Below are 25,327 nucleotides of genomic sequence, written 5' to 3'. Positions count from 1 at the left end.
GACCGACGTCGGGGCCCCGAAGGGCCCCGCATGAGTCAGGCCAGTTTATGCACCTTTCTTCTCGTAGGCAGTGCCCCATCCCCAGGCGCCGGAACCGAAACCACGATTCACAACACGCTGGCGATAGATGTCCGCCACCTCGTTGCCGTCACCGGCCAACAGGGCTTTGGTCGAGCACATTTCCGCACAGATCGGCAGTTTACCCTCAGCAATACGGTTACGACCGTATTTCTGGAATTCAACTGTGGAGTTGTCTTCTTCCGGGCCACCTGCACAGAACGTGCATTTGTCCATCTTGCCGCGGCTGCCAAAGTTGCCCGCTTGCGGGAACTGGGGCGCACCGAACGGGCAAGCGTAGAAGCAATAGCCACAACCGATACAAAGGTCCTTGGAGTGCAGTACCACACCGTCTTCGGTCTGGTAGAAGCAATCCACCGGGCAGACGGCCATACAGGGGGCGTCTGAACAGTGCATGCAGGCTACCGAAATCGAACGCTCTCCTGGCTTGCCATCTTCGATGGTTACCACTCGGCGACGGTTGATGCCCCAGGGGACCTCGTGCTCATTCTTACAGGCCGTTACGCATGCATTACATTCGATGCAGCGCTCGGCGTCGCAAAGGAATTTTGCTCTTGCTTGTCCTTCAAGTGCCATGGTCTACACCTCTTGTTATGCCGGCATAATCGAACATAGGGTGGCTTTGGTCTCTTGCATCTGAGTGACCGAGTCATACCCGTATGTTTGAACTGTGTTGGTGGATTCGCCCAGAACGATGGGGTCGGCGCCCTTGGGATACTTGTCCCGCAGGTCCTTGCCCTGATAGTGCCCGCCGAAGTGGAATGGCATGAACGCCACACCCTCGCCAACACGCTCTGTCACCATGGCCTTCACCTTGATCTTCGACCCTTCCGGACCGGACACCCAGACGTCGTTGCCGTCGCGAACATTCAGATTGTTGGCGTCGCGTGGGTTGATCTCGATGAACATGTCCTGCTGCAGTTCTGCCAGCCAGGGGTTTGAACGGGTTTCGTCACCGCCACCCTCGTATTCGACCAGACGGCCGGAGGTAAGGATGATCGGGAACTCCTTGCTGAAGTCGTTCTTCTGGATTGACTCGTACAAGGTCGGCACCCGCCAGAACGTCTTGTCCTCGTAGGTCGGATAATCCGCTACCAGGTCGCGACGTGTGGTGTACAAAGGCTCACGATGCAGCGGCACCGGATCCGGGAAGTTCCAGACAATGGCGCGTGCCTTGGCGTTGCCGAAGGGCGCACATTCGTGTTTGATGGCTACGCGCTGGATACCACCAGACAGGTCTGTCTTCCAGTTGGTTGAGGCGCCGGCGACAGCTTCAATGCTGGCTCGCTCCTCAGCCGTCAGGTCACCATCCCAGCCCAGGTCCATCAGCATCTGCATGGTGAACTCGGGATAGCCGTCCTTGATTTCCGAATTCTTGGAGTAAACACCGTCCGCCAGAATGTTCTGGCCGTTATGTTCAACACCAAAGCGAGCCCGGAATGTCAGGCCGCCTTCGGAAACCGGCAACGACATGTCGTACAGGTTGGCGGTGCCCGGGTGGTTCATCTCCGGGGTGCCCCAGCACGGCCACGGCATACCGTAGAAGTCACCATCGCAAGGTCCACCGGTCGCTCGCAGGGTGGTCTTGTCGAAGTGGTGCTGGTACTTCATGTGTTTCTTGAGTCGCTCCGGCGACTGGCCGGTATAGCCGATGGTCCACATGCCGCGGTTGAACTCGCGGGTGATGTCTTCAATCGACGGCTCATTGCCATCAATGGCGATGTTGCGGAACATGCGATCGGTGAAGCCGAACTTGTCCGCAAACAGTTTCATGATTTCATGATCGACCTTGGAGTCGAACAGCGGCTCTACCACTTTTTCACGCCACTGCAGAGAACGGTTCGACGCGGTTACCGAGCCGTAGGTCTCGAACTGGGTGGTCGTGGGCAGAAGGTAGGCGCCTTCCTTGCGATCGTGGAGTACGGCAGAAACGGTCGGGAAGGGATCCACTACAACCAGCAGGTCGAGTTTCTCCATGGCTTCCTTCATTTCTGTCATCCGGGTCTGGGAGTTGGGCGCGTGGCCCCACAGAACCATGGCCCGGGTGTTGTCTGGCTGCTCAAGGTTTTCCTTGGCTTCCAGAACACCGTCAATCCAGCGGGAAACCGGAATGCCCTTCTCGTTCATCATGGCCCGGGATTTGCCATCTTTATCCCAGACGGCAAAGCGGCCTTTGAGGTAGTCCAGGTCCTCTTCCCAGACACGGGCCCAGTGAGCCCAGGAGCCTGCTGAAAGACCGTAGTAGCCGGGCAGGGTGTCAGCGAGTACGCCGAGGTCCGTTGCGCCCTGAACGTTGTCGTGGCCACGGAAGATGTTGGTGCCACCACCTGCGACGCCCATGTTGCCAAGGGCCAGCTGGAGCACACAGTAGGCGCGGGTGTTGTTGTTACCGTTGGTGTGCTGGGTACCACCCATACACCAGATAACTGTGCCGGGGCGGTTGTTGGCCAGAGTGCGGGCCACACGCTCAAGCTGTGCTCCGGGGGCGCCGGTTACACGCTCAACTTCCTCGGGATTCCAGCGCTTCACTTCCTCGCGAATGTCTTCCATACCGTACACACGGGTACGGATGAATTCTTTGTCTTCCCAGCCATTTTCGAAGATGTGCCAGAGAATACCCCACACCAGCGCTACGTCGGAGCCGGGGCGGAAACGTACAAACTCGTCGGCATGGGCCGCTGTGCGGGTGAAACGCGGGTCGCACACGATCAGCGGGGCGTTGTTCTCTTCCTTCGCCTTCAGCACGTGGAGCAGCGACACCGGGTGCGCTTCGGCGGGGTTGCCCCCGATAATGAAGATCGCCTTGGACTTGTGGATGTCGTTGTAGGAGTTGGTCATTGCCCCGTAGCCCCAGGTATTGGCTACGCCGGCTACGGTCGTGGAGTGGCAGATACGAGCCTGGTGGTCCACGTTGTTGGTGCCCCAGTAGGCCGCAAACTTACGGAACAGGTAGGCCTGCTCGTTGTTGAACTTTGCGCTGCCCAGCCAGTAGACCGAATCGGGACCGCTTTGCTCACGAATTTCGAGCATCTTGTCGCCGATTTCGTTGATGGCGGTATCCCAGGAAATCTTCTGCCACTGGCCGTTGACCATTTTCATGGGCGACTTGAGACGACGCTCGCCGTGGGCATGCTCCCGTACGGAAGCGCCTTTGGCGCAGTGAGCACCCAGATTGAAGGGGCTGTCCCAGCCTGGTTCCTGGCCAGTCCACACGCCGTTCTGAACTTCGGCTTCTACGGTGCAGCCAACCGAACAGTGCGTACAAACCGATTTCTTGACGACCACTTCTCCGCCACCGGTTGCCGGAGCCGCAGCTTCAACCCGTCCCGATGTCAGCGACAGTGCCGCCAGACCACCCACTGCCACGCCAGACGTTGTCAGGAACTGACGACGGTCCAGAGTCTTGGCAGCGAGAGAAGAAAGCAAAGAGCCTGCACGGGAGCCTTTCGCTACCCCGTTGGTCTTCTTCCTTAACATGTCGTTTACCTCTCTCTTTATTATTCTCGTTTTTTCGGAAAGCCGAGTCTCTCAAGGGCCTTTCGCAACCTCGATCAACTCAAATCCCCGTTAAAAGCGAGCCGATTCGAAATACTTACGTGTGTGTTCGGTATCACGTAAACCGCGGCTTTTCGGAACGTCTGTTCTGACGACCTCGGCTGCGGCGTTCGGTGCAACCGTCATTGCAACGGCAGCTGGAGCTGCTGCTGCAGCCATTTGCAAGAAACGGCGACGGCTGTTTTCACGCTTCGGGTTGTCCATTGGACACCTCCCCCTGGGTTTATGGGACCTTGAGATCCCGGTTACTGAATTGCAAAGGCGTCGGCTTCTACCGCCATGAAGGCTCGACCGAGCGAACCCACTGGTGCGTAAAAAATGGCGCTTTGCGCTTCTTCCAAGTCGGTAAAAAACAAGGCTGCCCACTTTGCCAGGTGGGCATCAAAAAATGCTTTTTGCGACGGCAGTCCGCTGTCGCATGGAAATTCCCCGGTGATGATGCCCGCCATGATTTCGCAGAGGGTGCCGATGTGATCTTCCGGCTCCTTTACGTCGCTGCGGGATTTGATACCGCGGGTCATGAGATCCGTACGTAGCTCCGCCAGGGGCTTCTCATTCAGGAAGCCAGTGAGGTAGTAGCTGGCATAGGGGAGCAGTTCTCCGCGACCGAGTCCGACAAACAGATTGTTGAACTCTCGCTCGGCGTCATACGGGTTGGTGCGTTCGGCGAGGGCTGCCAGGTTTTTGCAGGCCGAACCGAGGGGTGTCTCGTCGCCTTGTAATGAAGCCAGCCCTTTCAGCAATTCACTGGAGGGCGGGTCTACAAGCAGGACGCCAAGCAGCTGATAGATCTGGGCCCTGGCACGATCTTCTTCAGAGATCGAACGCGGGCACTGGATTTCCGCAGTGTTACTCAATTCCTGTTCCTTCTAATTATTATGTGCGGCCTGTCACGCTATTCTAGTACACAAACCAGAATAGTGGCCTGACAGACCTTTAATTTGCTAATAGCTGAAACGTATTCTGCTAATAGTCAAAACGCATACGAGGACGGAATCGTGGTTCCGGCTCCTCTTCCGAGTAGGTCGCCTCTTCTTGGGCAAGCTGCTGCTCGGGAAGTTCCGTCGGCGTTGCCATATCTTCCAGTTCGGGACTGTCCTCAGAATCCGGTTCCTCGGCGGTTGTGGAATCAGGCCCTGCCAACGATGAGACTGCCTGCTTTTCCGACTGATCGTCCACGACGTCCGCGGCTTTTTTGGCTTTGTCGACGAGCCCCTCTCCAACCTTGTATAAAGTTTTCACTGTCTGTCCGGCCGTCGAGGCCAGTGTATAGTCCTCATCGTAATCATTGAGGCCGTCCAGAACGGCCAGCACCGGGTTGGATTTCCATAGTCCCCTCAGGGCCTTGCGGCGGAGGAACTCCGGAATTTCCTTGCGCATGAAACCGGTGATGTCTGTACCCAGTTCAATGTTTTCCGGGTCAGGCAGGCCATACTTCTCTAGCAGCTCGTGTTCCGGCAATGCTTCATTGATTGCCAGTTCCTGCTCCTCCGGGGCTGGCTCAGTCTCGATAACCGGAGGAGGGGATGGTTCCGGGCGCTTGGCGGCTTCGGCCTTCTTGCGAGCCCAACGCTGGAGTCTTGATTCGGCCATTACTGAATTCTCGGCTTTTTGATGTTCGCAGGGGCACGGTAAACGTCGCTTTCCTGGCGAATGCGCGGGTCGCCCTTGGCATCCTCGGCGCCATCAACGCGAACTTCATCGCGGCGACGTTTCTTGAACGGCTCCTCGATGTAGTGCATGTCGATAAATTCCTTGATCCACGCCGCCATTGATTCGGGAATGGGAACGGCCTCAACAATGCTTTCGCCACTATCAAGGGCGTCCAGTGCTTCATGGGCGCTGGCGGTAATAGTGCTCACGACCCATCCGGAGGGCGACTGGCTCGTTACATCTTTATCCATGATGATCCATACGGATGGAACGGCCATGTTCAGTGAGACCAGATAGCCTTCGACGTCGGCCCGAAAAAGCTCCATCGTAACGGTGCTCGCGTGGTAATCGACCACGTCTTCCTCGCGAACCAATTCTTTCCAGAATGCATCAGGTGCACCAGGTATGACGGCAACCGGCTTCCAGATTTCTTTTACCCAGCGAGTGACGCCCGGGGATCGACGAACGACAGCGCCAACCCTCAGCTCGCGTTTCCACTGTTCTGTACGACTACTCATGGTGCTTCTCATTTTTTGTTATAGCGTAAAACTAGCAGGGCACAAAAGATTATCCAATTGTCCAAAAGATAATGCCTGTGGCATGCTCGAAAAGCGATACGTAAGCGTATACGTATAAAAACAACGAAAGAGTCAATTTCCTGATGACGGCACATAAGACTTTATTACTATGCAGCTGCGACAAATCACAGACCTTCGATTCAGAGGCTTTGCGCAAAGCCGCAGGCGCTGAGCAGGCGATTGCAGTTGATCAACTGTGCGGCAAGGAACTGAGTGTTGCCGCCGAGCATCTGGGCGCCAGCAATGATGTCCTGATTGCCTGTGGCCAGCAGGCCGCCTTGTTCGAGCGCCTTGCGGAGGACGTTCACGCCGAGATCCAACACGCCGCGCCACTCCAATCCATTGATATCAGGGATCGTGCTGGCTGGAGCGCCCCCGACGCGAAGCCCGAGCGCCTGCATGCGAAGCAGGCAGCCCTGATTGCCGCCGCCCAATTGCCGCCGCCCATGGCGCCGGCTAAAACCATTCAGTCCAACGGCGTGTGCTGCATCGTCGGTCCTACCGAGAAGGCGATCCGGATGGCCGGACTGGTGCAGGACGAACTGGGTGTTACCTGCATTGTTAATGATGCCGGCCCCATCCAGCTGCCATCTGCCGCTTACGACGTGGCCAAGGGCCAGCTGACGGGAGCCTACGGTGCACTTGGCAATTTCAAGCTGGAATTTGCCCACCTGCAACCCTTGCACCCGGCCGGTCGCGGTGAACTGGGTTACGAGGCGGCCAAGCCCACCGCCCGCAGCGAATGCGATGTGTTTATCGATCTGCGGGGCGGCGCCCCGGCATTTCCGAGCCACGAGAAGCGCAACGGCTACTTCTGGGCCGATCCGGGAAAGTCCGGCGAGCTGGAGCGCATTGCCCTGACGGCAAGGGAAATGGTGGGTGAATTCGAGAAAACCGTCTATTTCAGGCTCGAAGAGTCTCTGTGCGCGCACTCCCGGGCCAACAAGCCTGGTTGTACACGGTGCCTGGATGTCTGCCCGACAGAGGCTATTTTTTCCTTCGGGGATCACATCCAGATTGATTCGGATATCTGTGCCGGTTGCGGCTCCTGCGCTGCCGTCTGTCCCACCTCTGCAGTGACCATGAATGAGACGCCGTTCGAGGCGATCACCAAGGCTGTGGAAGTGATGGCCAAAGTCTACCGCGAGCATACCCACGAATCGCCCCGCCTGGTCTTCCATACCCTGGAAGCTGGCACAGAGGCCATTGCCAACCTGGCCCGCTACGATAATGGTCTCGCGGATGATCTGATCCCGATGGGGCTGGAGCATGTCGACCGGATCGGCCACGCTGAAATCATGGCGGCGTTTGGTGCCGGCTACGCCGAGGTTCTCATCCTTGCGGACAACGAGCTGGATCGCCGTGCAGTGACCGCAGAAGTTGAGCTGGCCCAGGCCATGCTCAAGGGTACCCACAACTCGCCGAGCCGGATCAGGGTTATTTCCGCCATCGAGCTTTGCGACGCCGGGGACAATGCCGGTCGCGTGAGCGACCCTGTGCTGCTGGTGGGCGGTCGCCGCGATATCACCCGGGTGACAGTGGCCGCCATGTCGGAGAAAATTGAAGAGCCGATTCCGTTGCCCAAAGGCGCGCCTTATGGTGCCATCGAAATTGATTCCGATAAATGCACCCTCTGCCTTGCCTGTGTATCACTATGCCCGACCGGTGCCCTTGGTGACCATCCGGATCGGCCCGAGGTGCAGTTCACGGAAAACGCCTGCGTCCAGTGTGGTATCTGCGAGAGTACCTGCCCGGAAACCGCCATCACCCTGAAGCCCCAGCTTGATGTGTCCAAGGCGGCGCTCAGTGCCCGGGCGTTGCACGGTGAAGAGCCCTTCGAATGCATCAAGTGTGGCACCCCGTTTGGCGTAGCCAGCACGATTAACCGCATCGTCGAGAAGCTGGAAAACCAGCACTGGATGTACAAGAACTCTGATAACGTGCAGCTCATCAAGATGTGCGATGACTGTCGGGTCAAGGCCCAGTTCCATGGCAGCACAGCGCCCATGGCAGGCGGCGAGCGCCCGAGGGTCCGCACCAGTGATGACTATCTGGACAGCTAAAAACAACAGGACACACCATGGTTGAGTACACCGAAGTAGGAAAAAAGCCGAATCTGATCGGTACTGACGCTCCAAGGCCTCAGGACAAGAACCCGAGGGGCGTGGATCGCATTATTGCCATTGCGTCGGGCAAGGGCGGCGTTGGTAAATCGACCGTGTCGTCCAACCTGGCGGTGGCCCTGGCCTCGAAAGGGCTGAAGGTCGGCTTGCTGGACGCTGACGTCTATGGCCCGAGCCAGCCCCGCATGCTGGGGGTTTCTGGTCGTCCGTCCAGCCCGGATGGAAGCACCATCCTGCCGCTGAGAAATCACGGCGTAACGCTGATGTCCCTGGGCCTGATGGCACCGGAGGACGAAGCTATCGTCTGGCGCGGGCCGATGCTGATGGGCGCCTTGCAGCAGATGATGAACCAGGTTGAATGGGGCCGGCTGGACGTGCTGCTGGTGGATCTTCCGCCGGGAACCGGTGATGTCCAGATGACCCTGAGCCAGAAGTTCTTCGTGGCGGGAGCGGTCATTGTCTCGACACCGCAGGACATCGCCCTGATGGATGCTCGCAAGGGCATTGATATGTTCAAGCGAATGGACGTTCCGCTGTTCGGGCTGATCGAAAATATGGCGTCGTTTATTTGCGATGGCTGTGGCAAGGAACACCATCCGTTTGGGCACGGCGGCGCACGAGCCGAGGCGGAGAAGCTGGGCTCGCCTTTCCTCGGAGAAATTCCCCTGGATCTCGATATCCGGTTGGGATCGGACGGCGGTGTTCCGATTGTGGTCTCGAAGCCTGACAGCCCCCAGGCCCAGGCTTTCCAGCGCATCGCCGATGAAATTGTCGCCTCTGACGTCTACGCCCGGGCCATCCAATGATCGAATCACCCCAGTTCCCACCGTTACTTACGGGAGAAGTGGTGCCCAGACACATGGACCCGTTTGATAAAGCCGTCAGCCGGGCCATCGCGGGTGTCGATTCCGGCACGGTGTTCTACTCCGAGCAAGACGACACCCTGCGCGCAGCCCTGGTCCTGGCGCCCGAAACACCGCTTGAAGAGGCGATTCAGGCAGTCTATGTGGCCCAGATCGGCCTTGCAGAGAGTCTGGGCGCGCTGGCCCCGCCCGAAGTGCCGGTGTACTTTGAGTGGCCTGATCGCATCAAGGTAAACGGTGCGCTCTGTGGCAGTGTTCGTTTCGCATCGGATGTGTCTGATCCCAATGCCTACCCCAACTGGCTGGTGATTGGAATTGAGGTGCCGTTTATTCCGAAGACGGACCAGCCGGGAGAAAATCCGGATGAGACCTGTCTGTATGAAGAAGGCTGCATCGAAATCACACCCATGGCCCTGCTGGAAAGCTGGTCCAAGCACACGTTGCTGTGGCTGACCTACTTTTTGGACAGCGGCTTTGAGCGGGTACACAACGAGTGGCGGCCAAGGTGCGACACCTTGGGCAAAAGGATTGAACGGCCCAGACCAGGCACCTTCGTTGGCCTGGATGAAAAAGGCCGGATGCTGTTGCGTCAGGATGTCATGACCGAGACGCTGAGTTTGATCGAATTCGCGGAGCACGTATGAAACTGGCCCGAACCCTTCAGTTGGATATTTCCGACGAAAACGTATTTGAAAAGCCTGCACCCAGCGGTGAGTGGGCGATCTCCGGTGGCTTCGAGTTTTCCAACTGGACCGAGGGAGACCTGAAAGGCAAAGCCCGTCAGGCGTTCAGTAACGGCTGGTACAGCATTGAATCAGGCGGGCGCGCCAGTTTCGTGGGGGTCTGCAACATTACCGAACCGGAACTGGAGCATGTTCGCCGGACTCTCGCGCAGACCTTTGTTGACCATTACGGCGCGCCGGATATCGACGCGGCCTACCCGGTTGCCTGTGAGGAAATCGACCAGATGCGCAGCATGTGCGAGGACTTCGAGGACAACACCCTGTTGATGGTCAGCCGCACGCTGACCGAGCTGGGTGTCGAGGAAACCTACCGTTCCCGGGGGCCTCAGGATGCCTCACTGGAAGCCTTTGCGGTTCACGGCAGCGTCGACTGACTACAGACCGAAGCTGCCGTATGGAATAAACCGCACGGGAGTGCCCGGCTCAATCTGCTGGGCACTTTCATCCAGTTCCACCAGCCCCTCGGACCAGGCCAGGCCGGTCACCCGGCCGGAGCCTTCCGAACCGAACACCTCTACCTGCCCATCCCGAACCCGTGCCCGCAGCATCTCGCTGCGCCCGGGCTTTTTGTTTTTCGAAAAATTCGCCGGCATCACGTAGGCCTGGGGTTCGAACCATTCACCGCCTGCAAGTAATGCCATTGCAGGGGCACCAAAACGCAGGGCACAGACCCAGGCGGCGACCGGATTGCCCGGCAGGCCCACCACGGGCGTGCCCTGGAACATGGCGAGGGCCAGGGGGCGGCCAGGTTTGATGGCAATGCGCCAATTGCTGATGTCGCCGTGGGCTTTCAGGGTTTTCGACACGTGATCTTCGTCCCCGGCCGATACGCCGCCGCTGGTGAGGATCAGATCGCACTCTTGCGCCCCTGTTTCCAGCGCCGATTTGACCTCGTCAGCCCGATCGAGTGCATGGCCAAGGTCCACCAGCTCGTAGCCCAGTTGCGAGACCAGGGCGCTGAGCATCGGCCGGTTGGCATCGTAGATCTGCCAATCAGTGACCGGGGCGCCCACCGGTTTTACCTCATCGCCGGTGGACAGAACGCCAACCCGCAGCTTCTGGTAGACGTCGACCGACTCCACCCCAACGCTGGCGAGTACGGAAATCTGCGTCGGCGTCAGGCGAGTTCCTGCGATCAGGATTCGATCCTGGGCCTGGATGTCTTCACCGGCTTTGCGGGCATTGGCGCCCGCTTTCAGAGTACCGTTCAGATACAGCTGGCCATCCCGGACTTCGCAGTCTTCTTCGAGGACCACCGTGTCTGTCCCGGATGGAATGACTGCGCCGGTGAGAATCCGGATCGCATGTCCTGCGGGAACCTGGCCTTTGAAAGGCTCGCCGGCGGCACTGCGACCATCGACCAGAGGCAGTGTGCAGGGAACATCCGTTACTGGGCCCGCCAGTGCATAGCCGTCAACCGCCGAGTTGTTGCTTGGTGGGTGCGCCCGGGGAGCGTAGACGTCGCTTGCCAGGATACGGCCGTTTACCCGGGACAGGGGAACGGCGTGTTCAGTCTCCACCACAGGGTGCAACCGTGAACGCAAACGCTCAAGGGCCTCTTCGACCGGCGTCCAGTTGACGCCGGGGGGCAGGGCAAAGCAGTCGTTGCGAAGCGGTTTCATGGATCTTCGGCTCCTGGTTGTGCCGCTCAGGCTTGCTTGCGGTTCAGAATAAAATCAGCGATGGCGGGAATGTCGTTGATGTCGAAAACGGGGCCCGAGAATTCGGCAGCGTAGTCCGACGCCACAGCAATAATGCTCGGGTCCTCGTTGAACAGCGGTGACCTCGAACCCTCTCGTCGATGCACTTCGATCTTGGCGTGGGTGTGGGTTTTGAATCCCTCCACCACGACCCAGTCACAGGGGCTCAGTCGTGCCAGCAATTCATCCAGCGTCGGCTCCGCCGCTCCCCGGAGTTCGTGCATGATGGCGAAGCGCTGGCCACCAGCGAGGATGACCTCCCGGGCGCCGGCGTCACGATGCTTGTAGCTGTCTGTTCCGGGTTGGTCCACATCCACCATGTGGTGGGCGTGCTTGATCGAATTGACCGTTAACCCCCGACTGGACAGCTCACGAATCAGGGCCGAGGCCAGGGTGGTCTTTCCGGAGTTTTTCCAACCTACAATGCCGATGACGTTCACTTCAGGTTCTGCTCCGCCCAGGCCAGATCTTCCGGCGTATTGATGTTGAAAAAGTCGCCCTCGTTGAACACCACCAGGGTTTCGCCCTGGGACTGAGTCCACTGGCGGATCTTGCGAACCCCATCGTTCAGGGCCGCCCGAAGGTTGTGGCGCAAGGATACCTGCCAGCGACCAAAAGTTGGTTGTGGCAGTCGGCCCCGCTCCGGGTCCGGCGTGGCTGCCAGTACCACCGGGGTATCATGTCCGGCCAGTCTTTCGGCCAGGTCCCGGGGAAAGGAGGGGGTGTCCGCGGCAACGCTGATCAGCCAGTCATGGCCCTGCTCGGCCGCCCAGTCCATGCCGGCGAGAACACCGGCCAGCGGGCCGGGGAAGCCCTCGATGGAGTCTGCGACCACTGGCAAACCCAGATCGTCAAACCGATGTATATCGCCGTTGGCATTCAGTACCACCGCGTCAACCTGCGGAGTGATTCGCTCAATAACCCGCTGGATCAATGACTGGTCGCCGAGCATAAGCCGGCCTTTGTCGCCGCCGCCCATCCGGTTTGCCTGGCCGCCGGCCAGGATGACTGCGCAATCGGTCACGCCGTGCCTCCGTCAATCATGCTGAGCCCCTTTTCGACGCAGCTTTTTGTCTTCATCGGGAACCTGCGAGAGGTCCTGATCGAACACCAGGCGGTGTTGGCCGCTCAGACAGGTGAATTTCTTGCCTCGCATCCGTCCGATCAGGGTCAGCCCGACTTGCCGGGCAATATCGACGCCCCAGGCGGTAAAGCCGGAGCGGCTGATCAGAGTGGGAATGCCCATGAGCGATGTCTTGATCACCATTTCCGAGGTGAGTCGCCCGGTGGTGTACAGCACTTTATCGGCCGAAGAAATATTGTTCAGGTGCATCCAGCCGGCAATCTTGTCCACGGCATTGTGGCGACCGACATCCTCCATGTAGGCCAGGATCTTCTGGCCCTGGCACAGCGCGGTGCCGTGGATGGCGCCGGTCTCCATGTACAGGCTGGGTGTGTGGTTGATCTGGTAGGAAAGGTCGTAAAAGGTGCTGGTGTGTACCGGAGTGTCTGGCAAAGATAGCCCTTCCAGTCCGGCCATCATGTCGCCAAAGACCGTGCCCACCGCGCATCCGGAGGTGCGGGTTTTCTTTTCCAGCTTGTCCTCAACGTCAGTAACGCTGGAGGTTCGAACCACGGCAACCTCAAGTTCCTCATCAAAATCGATCCCGGTGACCTCATCGGTCTCTTTCAGCATGCCCTGGTTGAGCAGGAAGCCGAGGGCCAGGTACTCGGGGTGATCGCCAATGGTCATCGCCGTGACGATCTCCTGGCTGTTCAGGTAGATGGTCAGTGGGCGCTCTTCGATCACGCTGATCGATTTGGCCTCGCCGTTTTCGTCAACGCCTTCTACCGGCCGGGAAAGCCGGGGATCCGTGGGATCGGGAAGTATGGGATTAATCGTCATTTTTGTTATAGCCGTTTCATGAATGCCGCAGAATGGAAGTTGTACGGAGATTGGCAGAGATTAGCTTATTTGGCATTCGGGAAAAACAGCTGCTTTCAGCCAATAAAAAACCCCGGCATGGCCGGGGTTTTTTATTGGCGTAAAACCGGGTCAGGCCGGGGGCCTTAGAACTTTGCCCGATTTGTCCTACTGGGCGTTCGGGAAGAACAGTTGCTGCCCGTCTACCTTGAAGTCGGCAATTGCCTTCTGTCCATCGTCGGACAGCAGCCAGTTATGCCATTTTGCGGCCATCTCATGCTTGAGATGCGGGTGCTTCTCTTCAGAAAGCAGCAGGCTGCCGTACTGGTTGAACAGCACTTTGTCACCTTCGAAGAGCAGCTTCAGGTTCTGGCGGTTTTCAAATGCGACCCAGGTTGCGCGGTCTGACATCACATAGGCATCCATGGCGGCGGCAGTGTTGAGGGTGGGCCCCATGCCGCTACCCAGTTCGCGATACCAGCTGCCGCCCGGTTCAACACCGGCACTTTCCCACAGGCGAAGTTCTGCACGGTTGGTGCCACTGTCGTCACCACGAGAGGCAAACGGTGCCTCTGCTTCGGCAATGGCAGACAGCGCTTCAGCGGCGGTCTTCGCTGCGCTGATGTTGGCCGGATCATCGGCAGGGCCAATCAACACGAAGTCGTTGTACATCACGTCGGCCCGCTCTGTGGCGTAGCCGTTCTCCACAAAACGTTTCTCGCCTGCGGTGTCGTGTACCAGAAGGCTGTCGGCATCACCACGGCGAGCGATTTCGAAGGCCTGGCCGGTACCAACGGCGACAACGCGCACTTCGATGCCAGTGGCGTCCTCGAACTTTGGCAGGATCGAATCAAACAGGCCCGAGTTCTCGGTTGAGGTTGTCGAGGCCAGCGTTATGTAATCTTCGGCATGGGCGCTGAAGGCCAGGCCCATGGTAGTGACGGCTGCAAGAACCAGGTTAAGGGTCTTTTTCATCTTGTTATCTCCATTTTGGGTTTCATCCATCGAGTGAGCAATGACTTGATGCGTTTTCGATTTGTTGTATCAGGCTACGAGCTCGCCATTGAGGTAGGCCTGTGCCTGCCGCGAGACCGGGGCACGGAAAAATATGTCCGCGGGTGTGTGCTCCTGTACCTTGCCTTCAGAAAGAAACAGGACATCGCCGGCCAGTCGCCGGGCCTGGTGGAGATCGTGAGTGGTCATTACGACGCGTGTACCCTGCTTGTGAAATTCCTGTACGGCGAGTTCTACGGCCTTAATCGCGGCAGGATCCAGTGCGGAGGTGGGTTCATCCAGAAACAGCACTGCCGGTGAAAGCGACCAGGCACGTGCCAGTGCCAGGCGTTGTTTCTCGCCGCCGGACAGCACCCGCGCAGGCGTGTCGGCGCAGGAGGAGAGGCCAAACCGGGCCAGGGCTTCGAGAGCCAGCTCTGTGCGCAGCTTGCGTGGCACGTTGTTGACCGCAAGTGCGTGCCGGAGGTTGGCCAGCGCCGAACGGCGCAAAAGAATTGGCGTCTGGAAAACCATGGCCTGGCGGGGCGCGCTGGCGCCTGACCAGCTCACGGCGCCCTCCGTTGGTGTGAGCAGGCCGTGCGCCAGTCGCAGCATGAGGCTCTTGCCGGCGCCATTGGGGCCCATTACCAGCGTGGGGCCGGGGCCATCGAGCGTGAACGAGCAGGGACCAAAAAGCCGGTGCCCGAAAGGGTTGAACTCAACGTTTTCAAAACGCAGCGAAGGGGGTGCGCTGAGCTCGATCGAATTGTTGAGAGGCACGTTCAACGAAGTCATCCCATGCGCCTTTTTGCCATTTCACTCAGAATGTAGGCCGTTGCGTTGATGGCCATAACCAGGGTCAGGAGCACGATGCCCAGACCCAGCGCCAGGGGCAGGGCGCCCTTGCTTGTTTCCAGCACGATGGCTGTGGTCATGACCCGCGTTACACCATCAATGTTGCCGCCAACCATCATCACGGCGCCTACTTCGGCGCTGGCCCGCCCGAACCCTGCGAGCAGAACGGTCAGCAGGGCGAAGCGGGCATCCCACAGCAGGGTGGGCATCATGCGCGCCCTGGACATGCCCAGAGAGACAAACTGTTCCCGGTATTCACCAAGCAACTCCTCCACTTTTTGCCGGGAAAGCGCAGCGAGAATGGGCAATACCAGAATCACCTGCGCAATCACCATGGCGCCGGGCGTGAACAGAAGCCCCAGCTCCCCGAGAGGCCCGGCCCGCGACAGCAGAAGGTAAACGCCAAGCCCGGCCACAACCGGAGGTAATCCCATGAGCGCATTCAGCGCCACAATTACCCCGCCGCGCCCGGGGAACTGCCATAACGCGACTGCCGCACCGAGCGGAAAACCCAGCGTTGCCGCTATCAGGACTGCCAGAAGCGAAACCTGCAGCGAAAGCACCACGATCTGGTACAGCGAGGCGTCGAGATTCACCAGTAGCGACAAAGCTACGTAAAACGCATTATCTTCCACAGCAGCGTCTCCTTAGTGTTGAGCATCGTGGCGTTTTTAACTACGCTTTGCACAGCCTTCTGAAAAATATGCAGCCAAAAACAGTCTGGTGCTTTTGCCCGATCCGCCGGAGAAACCGATGTCCCTTCCCACCTATCTCACTACGGCCGAGGCCGCCGAGTATCTGCGCCTGAAAGAACGCAAGGTCTACGATCTGGTCAGCCAGGGTGTCATTCCCTGTGTGCGAATTACCGGAAAGCTATTGTTCCCACGCCAGCGTATTGATTTGTGGCTGATGAACCATCTGGAAGGGGACGACGCGATCAGTGCGCCAACCCCGCCGGTGCTGGTGGGTAGTCAGGACCCGCTGCTCGAATGGGCGGTAAAGGAGAGCAACGCAGAGCTGGCCATGTTGTGCCAGGGAAGCGGTGATGGGGTGCAGCGGCTGGTCGATGGTCGGGCCATGCTCGCGGGTATGCATATCTGGCACGCCGAGAGCGAGCGTTATAACGATCCGGCAACCCTGGGTTTGACCGGGATGCGAGACCTGGTGCTGATTCGTTGGGCCAAGCGACAGCAGGGCCTGCTCCTGGCGCCGGGCAATCCCCACAAACTGACGCAACTGGAGGATATCGCGCGGCCCGGTCTTCGCCTGGCCCATCGACAGCCGGATGCCGGTGTCAGTCATCTGTTGCAGAGCCTGCTTGCCCGCCATCGTATCGAGGGCAGTCAGCTGACCTGGGCCGAGCATCCTTCACTCAGCGAGGATGATCTGGCCCTCGCCATTCGCCAGGGGGAGGCGGACGTGGGCATAGGTATAGAAGCGGCGGCAAGGCGGCAGGGCCTGGCGTTTATCCCGCTGCAGCAGGAGCATTTTGACCTGGCCATGCGCCGGCGTCATTACTTCGAACCCGCCATGCAGCGATTGATGGCTTTTGCCCGCAGTGACCGATTTGTTCAGCGAGCGGAGGCATTGGGTGGTTATAATATCAGTGAGCTTGGAAACGTTGTGTACAACGCCTGAGCAAAAATAATAAACAGGCAGATCAAGCAGGGGCCTGCATGGGGTCAATCGGAAACAGAACTGTCAAAGAGTTCAGCGGCGCTTTGGGTGACATTGGTACCCTGCTGCCACTGAGCCTCGGTGCCATTGGCGTGGCCGGTCTGGCGCCGGTACCGGTTCTGCTGGGCTTTGCCCTCTTCTATATCGCCACCGGTCTGTATTATCGACTGCCGGTGCCTGTGCAACCCATGAAAGCGGTGGCCGCGCTTCTTCTTACCACCCAGGTCAGCGCCCAGAGCCTCGTTGCCAGTGGTGTTCTGATCGGCGCGATTCTTCTGATTCTCGGTTCAACCGGGTGGATCAACCGGGCTGCACGCCTGGTACCGGGGTCGGTGTTGAGCGGCCTGCAGTTGGGGCTGGGGTTGTTGTTGGCCAGCATGAGCCTGGAACTGATGACTACCTCTTTGCCGTTGGGGCTCTTGGTCCTTGCGTTGCTGGCCGTCACCCTGAAACTTTTCCCCAGTTGGCCTGCGGCATTGCTTGGTCTTGCCGTGGCGATGGTTCTCGGGGCGCTGCTGGGCTCCCCCGGGCTACCGCTACCGGCCGATCCGGCGATTTTCTCGATGCCGGAGCTGCCCTCAATGGATGACTGGCAGCAGGGATTTTCCATCCTGGTGCTGCCACAACTGGCGCTGACCATCACCAACGCGATCGTTCTGACGGCCCTGGTGGTCGGGGATTATTTCGGCGACCAGTCCCGGGTCTCGCCTGCGCGTCTTTCCGTTACAACCGGCCTGGCCAACCTGTGCCTGGTTCCGTTCGGTGCCTTGCCCATGTGTCATGGTGCTGGCGGTGTTGCTGCACACTATCGCTTCGGTGCCCGTACCGGCCTTGCGCCGGTCCTGCTGGGCGTGGGTTTGCTTCTGGTGGCAATCGTACCCGGCGGGTTGTCGTTTATCGCTGCTGTACCCGCGGCCGGTCTCGGCGCCTTGCTCATGGTCGCAGCTGTTGAGCTTGTCCTCACCAGGCGTCTCTGGACCGCGAAACCATCCTGCTGGCCGGTGATCGGAATCACCGCACTGATTACCTTCTGGGCCGAGCCGTTTTTCGGATTCCTGGCCGGGGTGGCGGCGGAGACGTTCCGGACTGCCTGGTTGCGGGGACGTTTCAACAGTGTGCATCAGGACTGAGAGAGTTGCCTCAGTCTCCTAATACCCCCCGAATGCCAACGTTCTTATCCTGCGGATCAAACAAAGCGCCCGGATTCAGGATGCCCTGAGGATCCAGGAAGTGCTTGCCCGCCGCCAGGGTCTGACGAAACAGCGGTGATGTCTGCTGCTCATAGCCAAAGCGATGGTCCCGGCCAACGGCGTGGTGATGTGTAACGGTAGCGCCATGCTCGGCCAGCACTTCCATGGAGATGCGCTTGAGCTGTTTCCACTTTTCCAGGGCTTTGCCCAGATCGCCGGTGGTGTCGCCCACGCAATAAAAAGTGAAATAGGGTGCGGGACCGTCCGGGCAAACGTGAGTAAAACGGCAGGAAAATGAAAACGGACGTTGCGTGATCTCCCGAAGCGCGGTCTCCATGGTGGATTTAACCGCCTTGTAGAGCTCCGGGAACTTGTCCCAGGTAATCGCGGTTTCAAAGGTGTCGGCGATCATGCCCATGGCTGTCAGGCGGTTACGCCAGTAGGGCATGCGAATAAAGGCATTACGCCACGACTCGGCCTCGCTGGCCCCTTTCTCTGAATGATCCGGGTTATAGGAAATGCCATCTTTTTGCAGGACGCCGCCATGCTCCTCGGCAATAGCAACGGCCCTTTCGATTTTCTGGTCTTGGGGATGGTCTGCGGATTCGAAGCCAAGAACCAGCACGGCGCAAGGCCTGTCAGCAATCCGGTTGATGATCACTTCGGCTTCATCGAGCAGGCGGCAGTTGGATGGAAACAAGCCCGATTGCGCAATTTGCCGGACCGCATCGACGCCTTTCATGAAACCGTCAAACCGCACCGAGGCCGTGGCTCTCCAGTTGGGACGGTGCTGCAGTCGCATAGTTGCCTCGGTAATGATGCCCAGGGTGCCCTCCGAACCACAGACCATGCGATCTGCCGAGGGACCGGCGCCTGAGCCGGGCAAGGCCCGGGTCTCGATAATGCCTTTGGGCGTGATCAGCCTGGTTGCTTCCACCATGTCTTCAATGTGGGTGTAAACGGTCGCAAAGTGCCCGCCAGCCCGTGTGGCGAGCATGCCTCCCAGGCTCACAAAGGGAAAGCTCTGCGGATAATGGCGCAGCGTCAATCCGTGCTGTTTCAACTGCCGCTCAAGATTCGGGCCTTTGATACCAGCCTGAATCCGTGCCCGGCGGCTGACCGGATCGATCTCCAGAATCCGGTCCAGGTTCTCCATATCAACGCTGATGGTCGCCCGGTAGCTGTCGCCAACATCGGGCTCGACGCCGCCACAGACGCTGGTGCCGCCACCAAAGGGGATGAGTGCAATGTTGTTTGCGGCCGCATAGCTGAACAGTTGCTGGATGTCGTCTTCGGTTTTGGGAAAGGCAACGGCGTCGGGCGGATTATTTACTTGCCGCATCAGCATCCGGGCCATATCGGCGTAGGACTTTCCGTAGCTGTGCACCAGACGGTCGTAGGGCGTCGTGGAAATAATGTCTGACAGATGCTCGGGAATCGTTGGTAATCGGGACGCGGGAAGCTCGAAGTCTTCAACCGCTGGTGGCTCAATCTCCACCAGACCTTCCGGTACAAACATTTTCGTGACCGTTTCGATCATGGCATGTTCGTCCGGGTGCAGATCCTCGTCCTCATAGCCCCAGCCCCAGAACCGCAGGGGTTTGCGAAGTGACTTGGTGCCGGATTCAGGCATCTGGTTCTCCATCTGTGAAGGGGCTGCCCCGTTACTCTGAACACTTCATCCTTTGAAATGATATCCTCGTACACCGCTATCAGACACGCAAATAAATCCTGAATGCCGCTATCCTTCAGGCCACCTTTAATGAGGAGTTCGAGCCTTACCCATGAAAGTTATTATTCGTTATTTTTTCCGCACCCTGCGCCTGGTACTGACGCCCTTTATGCTACTCAGCGAAAAGCTCAGCACGCCAGAGAGCGTGAATCGAAGCGCTGAAGAGCAGGCCCGTGTCGATGAAGCCAGCAAGGATCTCGCCCTTTACCAGTTCAAGGCTTGCCCGTTCTGTATCAAGGTAAGAAAGGAAATTGCCAGGCTGGGTCTCAACATCGAAACCCGCGACGCCCAGCATGACCCGGAGCATCGTGCGGCCTTGGAAGCCGGTGGTGGTCGTGTCAAAGTGCCCTGCCTGAAGATTCGGCATGAGGATGGCAGTGAACGTTGGTTGTACGAGTCTGGTGAGATCAAGGCATGGTTGCAGGAGCGGTTTGAGCCGGCCTGAGTGCGTTTATTGATGGAGTGGGCCTGGTCAGCCACTCAGCATCATTTCTCCGGAATGGTCGACTCCAGTGAAATGTCGATAAGCTCATGCTGAAGCTTTTTCAGAAGGTGAAGCAGGCTGACACCGTCATCAAAACTCATCCCTTGCATGGCCTGTCTGTAGAACTCGGCAATCGAGTCTTGCAGCCGGTCCCAGAAAAGCCGACCAGACTCGGTCAGAACGACCAGTCTGGCTCGGCGATCCTGGGGGTCCGGTATCCGGACGACATGCCCGTCCCGTTCCATTCGTTTGAGCACGCCGTCGAGGTTTTGTCGACTGACGTAGAGGTACTCTTTCAGTTGATTGAATGATGTGCCGTCTTCGAAGCCTTCTCGCGACAGTGCGCCAAGAACCGCCCATTGCACGGCGCTGATGCCCATTTCATTCTGGACCTGGCGCTGGAGAATGTTTCCGGTCTGGAACAGGCGGAAAAACAGGCGGTTGGGTATGCCTCCGGATTCATTGACGATCATCTGCACTCCTGTAATGCCCCGCTGGCGGTTGAACCGTTGAGGGCGGTTTTCGGCGTCCTGAATCACGGAAGGCATGGGACGCGTCACTTTGGCAGGTATTCGCGGGCGATAATGTTTTTCATGATCTGCGCGGTACCGTCACCTATCTGAAGGCCCAGAACATCCCGCAACCGTTGGGCGAAAGGCAGATCCTCACCCCATCCGGTATGGCCATGGGCCAGCAGGCACTGTTTGACCACATCGAAGGCGAGTTTTGGCCCCCACCACTTGTTCATGGCTGCTTCTGCGTTGTGGGGCCGATTGTTGTCCTTGAGCCAGAGCGCATGGTAGCACTGCATGCGGGCCGCATGAACATAGGTCTGGTATTCGGCCAGGGGGTGGGTCAGACCCTGGAATGCAGACAGGTTCTGGCCGAAGGCGGTGCGCTCGGTCAGCCACTGCCAGGTTTCATCCAGGGACTGCTGGGCCACCGCCAGGCATTGCAGGCCGATCAGGGCGCGGCTGTAATCGAAGCCCTGCATCACCTGTTTGAAGCCTTTGCCCTCGTCGCCCATCATCTGGCTGGCGTGAACTTCCACGTTATCGAAGAAGATGGAGCCGCGGCCGATAGCGCGCTGGCCGTTGTCTTCGAAGCGGGTTGTGGTAATGCCCGGGCTGTCCATCGGAACCAGAAACGCGCTGATGCCGGAAGCGCGCTGTTCCACCGTGCCGGTGCGGGCAAACACCACCGCCACATCGGCCTGGTCAGCCATGGAGATGGAGGTTTTTTCGCCATTGAGCACGTAAACGTCGGCCTTTTTCTCCGCTTTCAAGCGCAGGTTTGCAGCATCTGAGCCCCCGTGCGGTTCGGTCAGCGCGATACAGGCTACTTTCTGGCCGCTGGTCATACCGTGCAACCATTCTTTGGCAAGGTCCGGCGCGGCGTGGCTGGCGATGATCTGGCCGTTGAGGGAGGTCAGCAGGGGAATGTAGCCAACGTTGAAATCCCCTTTTGAGATCTCCTCGATGATCAGGCCGCTGGTAACACAATCCATGCCGCTGCCGCCGAATTCCTCCGGTAGCTCGCCACCGAGCAGTCCCATCTCGCCGAGCTGGCGGATGACGTCCTTTCCGATAATCCCTTCCTGGTCTCGCTTGCGATAGCCCGGAGCCAGAACCTCGGCACTGAAACGGGCCACAACCTCGCGAATCGCGTTCTGTTCTTCATTGAAACCGAAATTCATGATGCTCTCCGGGCTATCTGGCCGTTACTTGTAGTACTTGCGGAATTCCGGCTTGCGCTTTTCCAGGAAGGCTTTCACGCCTTCTTTGGACTCGTCGGTGTCGTAGTAGAGGCTCAGGGCCTGCATGCCGAGGGCGCCTATACCGGCAATGTTGTCGCTGTCGGCATTGAAAGAGCGCTTGGCGATGGAAATGGCCGTTGGGCTTTTTTCCAGGATTTCCTCGCACCACTTCTGCACTTCTTCGTCCAGTTGCTCCGGCGGAACCACGGCGTTGACCAGGCCCCACTCCAGCGCCTGCTGAGCGGAATACTTGCGGCACAGGTACCAGATCTCCCGGGCCCGTTTCTCGCCCACGACCCGGGCCAGGTACGCGGTGCCAAAGCCGGGGTCCACTGAGCCAACTTTGGGGCCGACCTGGCCGAAGATGGCGGTTTCCGAGGCAATGCTCAGATCACAGATCACGTGCAGCACATGGCCGCCCCCGATGGCGAAGCCATTGACCCGGGCGATCACCGGTTTTGGCACTTCGCGAATGGTGCGCTGAAGCTCTTCCACCGGCAGGCCGATCAGGCCACGGCCGTCGTACTGGCCCTCATGTGCGCCTTGGTCACCGCCGGTGCAGAACGCCTTTTCACCGGCGCCCGTGAACACGATGACGCCGATGTCCTTGTTCCAGCCGGCGCGGTTAAACGCGTCCAGCAGTTCCATGCAGGTCTGTCCCCGGAAGGCGTTGTAGCGGTCCGGCCGGTTGATGGTGATGGTGGCGACGCCGTTGTTTTCGTCGTACAGGATGTCTTCGTAAGTCATGGTCCGTTCTCCTGAATCGTTTGACTGTTTGCTCAGCCGGCCATGGTCAGGCCGCCGGATACGCTGATCACCTGGCCAGTGATGAAGTTGGCATCGTCACTGGCGAGCAGGGCGATGAGGCCGGGGTAGTCCTCCGGTTGGGCCAGGCGCTTCATGGGCACCGCGTTGCGGAAGGCTTCCAGCAACTTCTCCGGATTTGGGGCGGTTTCTGCCACGCCCTTGAGCAGGGCGGTGTCGGTGGGGCCGGGGCAGACCACGTTCAGGCACACGTTCTTGGTGGCCAGTTCCCGGGCCACGGTCTTGCTGAAGCCCACCAGGCCGGCCTTGCAGGCGGCGTAGACGGATTCTCCGGATGAGCCCACGCGGGCTGCGTCGGAGGCGACGTTGATCACCTTGCCGCCGCCGGCAGCAATCATTCTTGGCAGCACGACATGGTGCATGTTCAGGGCGCCGGTGAGGTTCACAGCGATCAGCTGGTCCCAGAGTTTCGGCTCGGTCTTCAGGAATGGCATAAAGCGGTCGAAACCGGCGTTGTTGACCAGCACGGTGGGTACGCCCAGATCGCTTTCGATGGCGGCCACGGTGTCAGTGATCATGACGTAATCGGTGATGTCGGCGGCGTAAGCTTTTGCCCGGCCTCCAGCTTCGGTGATCAGGTCTGCCGTGGCCCGGGCGGTGCTTTCGTCACGGTCCAGCACCGCCACCAGGCTGCCTTCCTCAGCAAAACGCAGGCACACGGCACGACCAATGCCGCCACCGCCACCGGTCACGATGACTGTTTTTCCCTCGAGGCCTCTCATGATGACTTGCTCCTGTTGTTGTGAGATCAATGGGATTAATGGTGTTTGTTGGGTTCCAGGCGAACGTTTCTGGCCTGCTCGCGCAGTTTGAATTTCTGGATCTTTCCGGAGGCCGTGCGAGGCATGGCCTCAATCACTTCCAGGTATTCAGGCAGGTAGTTTTTGGACAATTGCTGCTCGGTCAGGTAGGTCTTGACCTGTTCCAGGGTCAGGTCGGTGGCGTTCTCATCCAGGGTGACATAGGCGCACAGGCGCTCACCCAGGCGTTCGTCCGGGCAACCAACCAGGGCGACATCGACAATGCCCGGGAACTTGTAGAGCAGGTTCTCTACCTCCACTACGGGAATGTTCTCACCGCCTCGAATCACCACGTCCTTGGTTCGGCCGGTGATGCGGATGTAGCCGTCTTGATCCATTCGAGCGAGGTCGCCGGTGTTGAACCAGCCGGATTCGTCCACGCCATAGAGTTCGGGGCGCTTTAGATAACCGACAAACAGGCTGGAGCCGCGAACCAGCAGGCTGCCTTCTTCACCGGCAGGCAGTTCGTTGCCCTGGAAATCGGTGACCTTCACTTCCATGAAGGGCATGGCCTTTCCGTCGGACTGGCTGGCCCGCTCGGCTGGATCCTCCGGGCAGGTCATGGTGACAGCGCCGTTTTCGGTCATGCCCCAGGCGGAGACAATCTTTGCCTTCAGTACCTTGCCGGCCTGCTCAACCACGGCGCTGGGGATCGGTGCGCCGGCGGAGACGAAGATCCGTAGGGAGTCCAGTTCACCCTCGTGCTTTGGCGCGGTCTTCACAAGGTCGGCCAGGAACGGAGTGGCGGCCATGGTGAAGGCCGGCTTTTCGGCACCAATCACCTTGCAGACATAGTCCGCGTCCCAGATGTCCTGCAGGATGGCAGTGGTGCCCAGATAGACGGGCATCATGATGCCGTACATGAAGCCCGTCTGGTGGGCCAGGGGGGAGGCCATCAGTACCTTGTCATCGGAAGTCAGGTGCAAGCGGTCGGCGTAGGGTCGAACATTGGAAAACAGCGTGTTGGAGGTATGCATTACGCCTTTGGGCTCACCGGTGGTGCCAGAGGTGTAGAGGATCTGGATCGCATCATCAGCGTTGAGTTGGCGTTCTGCGAACAGGCTTGCGATGTCCTGCTGTTCTTCCCAGGGCGTCTCCATCAGGCGTTGTTCGAAGCTGCGTTCACCTTCTCCGCCGATGACCAGCAGAGTTTCCAGGGCCGGCAACTCCCCGCGAATACCGTCAACCATCGCCTCGTAGTCAAAGTCCCGGAAGACCTTTGGAATCACCAGCAGTTTGGCTTCGCCATGCTTGAGCATAAAGCGGAGCTCACGCTCACGGAAAATGGGCATGAGCGGATTCAGGATGGCGCCGATGCGCATGCAGGCCAGATGCAGGGCCGTGGTCTGCCACCAGTTGGGTAACTGGCAGGCCACCACTTCCCCCTTTCCGATGCCCATAGCCGCCAGGCCCGCTGCCATGCGAGTGACTTTGTCATTGAGTTCCCGATAGGTGAGGGCGGTGCGGGTGTCGCTGGTGACCTGGTAACCGACGATGGCTTCCCTGTCCGGGGTGCTGGCGACCGCCTGGTCGAAGTAGTCGGTAATGATCTTGTCGTTCCACGCGCCGCTTTTGATCATCGCGGCACGGCGTTCCGGATTAAGAGTGATGCCTGTATCCATCTTTTTCACCTGTTCGTTCCGGTTTTTGTTATTAAAAGGCCTGGCTGAAGCTGAAATCTGGTCCAGCCTCATTAGCTTCACAATACGCCTCGCCAAAATAATATGTCAACATGTTGCTTTAAAAGTGCAAAGCGATGGCCATTTCCTTTGCCAGTTATTCTCAGGTGTTCAATACG

Annotated in this window: 26 protein-coding genes; 7 read left to right on the top strand and 19 right to left on the bottom strand. The window is 58.9% G+C overall.

Annotated elements, in window-relative coordinates:
- Positions 1 to 45 precede the first annotated feature (45 nt).
- The 6 genes from fdh3B to EDB94_RS07745 all read right to left on the bottom strand — a co-directional run bounded on the left by fdh3B (position 46) and on the right by EDB94_RS07745 (position 5,804).
- On the bottom strand, positions 46 to 654 hold the full coding sequence (fdh3B, locus tag EDB94_RS07770) for a formate dehydrogenase FDH3 subunit beta (RefSeq protein ID WP_041645983.1): 609 nt from the start codon (positions 652 to 654) through the stop codon (positions 46 to 48).
- A 15-nt stretch (positions 655 to 669) separates the two neighbouring features.
- Positions 670 to 3,555, bottom strand: a complete 2,886-nt coding sequence (locus EDB94_RS07765) for a formate dehydrogenase subunit alpha (RefSeq protein WP_014579228.1) — start codon at positions 3,553 to 3,555, stop codon at positions 670 to 672.
- 90 nt (positions 3,556 to 3,645) lie between these two features.
- Positions 3,646 to 3,837, bottom strand: coding sequence for a twin-arginine translocation signal domain-containing protein (locus tag EDB94_RS07760; RefSeq protein ID WP_081449860.1), 192 nt, complete (start codon positions 3,835 to 3,837; stop codon positions 3,646 to 3,648).
- 41 nt (positions 3,838 to 3,878) lie between these two features.
- Entirely contained in the window at positions 3,879 to 4,490 is a 612-nt protein-coding gene (locus EDB94_RS07755) for a molecular chaperone (RefSeq protein WP_008177286.1), read from the bottom strand.
- 109 nt (positions 4,491 to 4,599) lie between these two features.
- The gene (locus EDB94_RS07750) at positions 4,600 to 5,226 is read right to left on the bottom strand and encodes a DUF3306 domain-containing protein (protein ID WP_108018013.1); all 627 of its coding nucleotides are present in this window, start codon (positions 5,224 to 5,226) and stop codon (positions 4,600 to 4,602) included.
- Positions 5,226 to 5,804: a DUF3305 domain-containing protein gene (locus EDB94_RS07745; protein WP_181259020.1), complete on the bottom strand. Its 579-nt coding sequence runs from the start codon at positions 5,802 to 5,804 to the stop codon at positions 5,226 to 5,228. Before EDB94_RS07745 ends, EDB94_RS07750 begins: the two co-directional genes overlap by 1 nt.
- A 143-nt stretch (positions 5,805 to 5,947) precedes the next feature.
- Here EDB94_RS07745 and EDB94_RS07740 point away from each other — a divergent pair, with 143 nt between their 5' ends.
- Genes EDB94_RS07740 through EDB94_RS07725 form a run of 4 tightly spaced genes read left to right on the top strand, consistent with a single transcriptional unit; the run spans position 5,948 to position 9,967 of the window.
- The gene (locus EDB94_RS07740) at positions 5,948 to 7,927 is read left to right on the top strand and encodes a 4Fe-4S binding protein (RefSeq protein WP_108018011.1); all 1,980 of its coding nucleotides are present in this window, start codon (positions 5,948 to 5,950) and stop codon (positions 7,925 to 7,927) included.
- 17 nt (positions 7,928 to 7,944) lie between these two features.
- Positions 7,945 to 8,793: an Mrp/NBP35 family ATP-binding protein gene (locus EDB94_RS07735; RefSeq protein ID WP_108018010.1), complete on the top strand. Its 849-nt coding sequence runs from the start codon at positions 7,945 to 7,947 to the stop codon at positions 8,791 to 8,793.
- Positions 8,790 to 9,494, top strand: a complete 705-nt coding sequence (locus EDB94_RS07730; protein WP_108018009.1) for a biotin/lipoate--protein ligase family protein — start codon at positions 8,790 to 8,792, stop codon at positions 9,492 to 9,494. Before EDB94_RS07735 ends, EDB94_RS07730 begins: the two co-directional genes overlap by 4 nt.
- Positions 9,491 to 9,967: a DUF6505 family protein gene (locus tag EDB94_RS07725; protein WP_014579234.1), complete on the top strand. Its 477-nt coding sequence runs from the start codon at positions 9,491 to 9,493 to the stop codon at positions 9,965 to 9,967. Before EDB94_RS07730 ends, EDB94_RS07725 begins: the two co-directional genes overlap by 4 nt.
- Here EDB94_RS07725 and EDB94_RS07720 read toward each other — a convergent pair whose 3' ends face one another.
- From EDB94_RS07720 to EDB94_RS07690, 7 genes are all read right to left on the bottom strand, one after another.
- Complete coding sequence (locus EDB94_RS07720; RefSeq protein WP_108018008.1) at positions 9,968 to 11,215, bottom strand: molybdopterin-binding protein; 1,248 nt, start codon at positions 11,213 to 11,215, stop codon at positions 9,968 to 9,970.
- Between the two features lie 26 nt (positions 11,216 to 11,241).
- Positions 11,242 to 11,733 carry a molybdopterin-guanine dinucleotide biosynthesis protein B gene (mobB, locus tag EDB94_RS07715; protein ID WP_108018007.1) on the bottom strand — a complete coding sequence of 164 codons (492 nt, stop codon included), beginning with the start codon at positions 11,731 to 11,733 and terminating at the stop codon, positions 11,242 to 11,244.
- Entirely contained in the window at positions 11,730 to 12,317 is a 588-nt protein-coding gene (gene mobA / locus EDB94_RS07710) for a molybdenum cofactor guanylyltransferase MobA (RefSeq protein WP_108018006.1), read from the bottom strand. Before mobA ends, mobB begins: the two co-directional genes overlap by 4 nt.
- Before the next feature lie 12 nt (positions 12,318 to 12,329).
- A complete protein-coding gene (gene fdhD, locus EDB94_RS07705; RefSeq protein ID WP_108018005.1) occupies positions 12,330 to 13,199 on the bottom strand; it encodes a formate dehydrogenase accessory sulfurtransferase FdhD in 870 nt (289 codons plus the stop codon).
- A gap of 186 nt (positions 13,200 to 13,385) precedes the next feature.
- Complete coding sequence (locus EDB94_RS07700; RefSeq protein WP_108018004.1) at positions 13,386 to 14,192, bottom strand: substrate-binding domain-containing protein; 807 nt, start codon at positions 14,190 to 14,192, stop codon at positions 13,386 to 13,388.
- A 69-nt stretch (positions 14,193 to 14,261) separates the two neighbouring features.
- Complete coding sequence (locus tag EDB94_RS07695; RefSeq protein ID WP_108018003.1) at positions 14,262 to 15,005, bottom strand: ATP-binding cassette domain-containing protein; 744 nt, start codon at positions 15,003 to 15,005, stop codon at positions 14,262 to 14,264.
- Positions 15,002 to 15,700, bottom strand: a complete 699-nt coding sequence (locus EDB94_RS07690; RefSeq protein WP_053113881.1) for an ABC transporter permease — start codon at positions 15,698 to 15,700, stop codon at positions 15,002 to 15,004. The genes EDB94_RS07695 and EDB94_RS07690 overlap by 4 nt, the downstream gene beginning before the upstream one ends.
- A gap of 118 nt (positions 15,701 to 15,818) precedes the next feature.
- Here EDB94_RS07690 and EDB94_RS07685 point away from each other — a divergent pair, with 118 nt between their 5' ends.
- Together EDB94_RS07685 and EDB94_RS07680 are read left to right on the top strand one after the other, a co-directional pair.
- On the top strand, positions 15,819 to 16,703 hold the full coding sequence (locus tag EDB94_RS07685) for a helix-turn-helix transcriptional regulator (RefSeq protein WP_108018002.1): 885 nt from the start codon (positions 15,819 to 15,821) through the stop codon (positions 16,701 to 16,703).
- 38 nt (positions 16,704 to 16,741) lie between these two features.
- Positions 16,742 to 17,872: a putative sulfate/molybdate transporter gene (locus EDB94_RS07680; protein ID WP_108018001.1), complete on the top strand. Its 1,131-nt coding sequence runs from the start codon at positions 16,742 to 16,744 to the stop codon at positions 17,870 to 17,872.
- Positions 17,873 to 17,882: 10 nt separating this feature from the next.
- On the opposite strand, the gene EDB94_RS07675 is transcribed toward EDB94_RS07680, so the two are convergent.
- Positions 17,883 to 19,565, bottom strand: a complete 1,683-nt coding sequence (locus EDB94_RS07675; RefSeq protein WP_260312537.1) for an FAD-binding oxidoreductase — start codon at positions 19,563 to 19,565, stop codon at positions 17,883 to 17,885.
- Positions 19,566 to 19,716: 151 nt separating this feature from the next.
- Between EDB94_RS07675 and EDB94_RS07670 the strand changes: the two genes are divergently transcribed.
- Positions 19,717 to 20,109, top strand: coding sequence for a glutaredoxin (locus tag EDB94_RS07670; protein WP_062782960.1), 393 nt, complete (start codon positions 19,717 to 19,719; stop codon positions 20,107 to 20,109).
- Positions 20,110 to 20,150: 41 nt separating this feature from the next.
- Here the strand turns inward: EDB94_RS07670 and EDB94_RS07665 are convergent, their stop codons facing one another.
- The 5 genes from EDB94_RS07665 to EDB94_RS07645 are packed head-to-tail and all read right to left on the bottom strand — an operon-like array spanning position 20,151 to position 25,151.
- Positions 20,151 to 20,696, bottom strand: a complete 546-nt coding sequence (locus tag EDB94_RS07665) for a MarR family winged helix-turn-helix transcriptional regulator (protein ID WP_260312536.1) — start codon at positions 20,694 to 20,696, stop codon at positions 20,151 to 20,153.
- A gap of 8 nt (positions 20,697 to 20,704) precedes the next feature.
- Entirely contained in the window at positions 20,705 to 21,844 is a 1,140-nt protein-coding gene (gene aliB / locus EDB94_RS07660; protein ID WP_108017999.1) for a cyclohexanecarboxyl-CoA dehydrogenase, read from the bottom strand.
- 24 nt (positions 21,845 to 21,868) lie between these two features.
- Positions 21,869 to 22,651, bottom strand: coding sequence for an enoyl-CoA hydratase-related protein (locus EDB94_RS07655; RefSeq protein WP_108017998.1), 783 nt, complete (start codon positions 22,649 to 22,651; stop codon positions 21,869 to 21,871).
- 32 nt (positions 22,652 to 22,683) lie between these two features.
- Complete coding sequence (locus tag EDB94_RS07650) at positions 22,684 to 23,451, bottom strand: SDR family NAD(P)-dependent oxidoreductase (RefSeq protein WP_062782954.1); 768 nt, start codon at positions 23,449 to 23,451, stop codon at positions 22,684 to 22,686.
- Between the two features lie 35 nt (positions 23,452 to 23,486).
- The gene (locus tag EDB94_RS07645) at positions 23,487 to 25,151 is read right to left on the bottom strand and encodes an AMP-binding protein (protein WP_108018544.1); all 1,665 of its coding nucleotides are present in this window, start codon (positions 25,149 to 25,151) and stop codon (positions 23,487 to 23,489) included.
- Between the last annotated feature and the right edge of the window lie 176 nt (positions 25,152 to 25,327).

Origin of the sequence: Marinobacter sp. 3-2, from assembly GCF_003751355.1 — a bacterium.
Taxonomy (GTDB): Bacteria; Pseudomonadota; Gammaproteobacteria; order Pseudomonadales; family Oleiphilaceae; genus Marinobacter; species Marinobacter adhaerens.
Note: the sequence above shows the minus strand (reverse complement) of the source record. Positions and strands in the feature narration are given on the sequence as shown.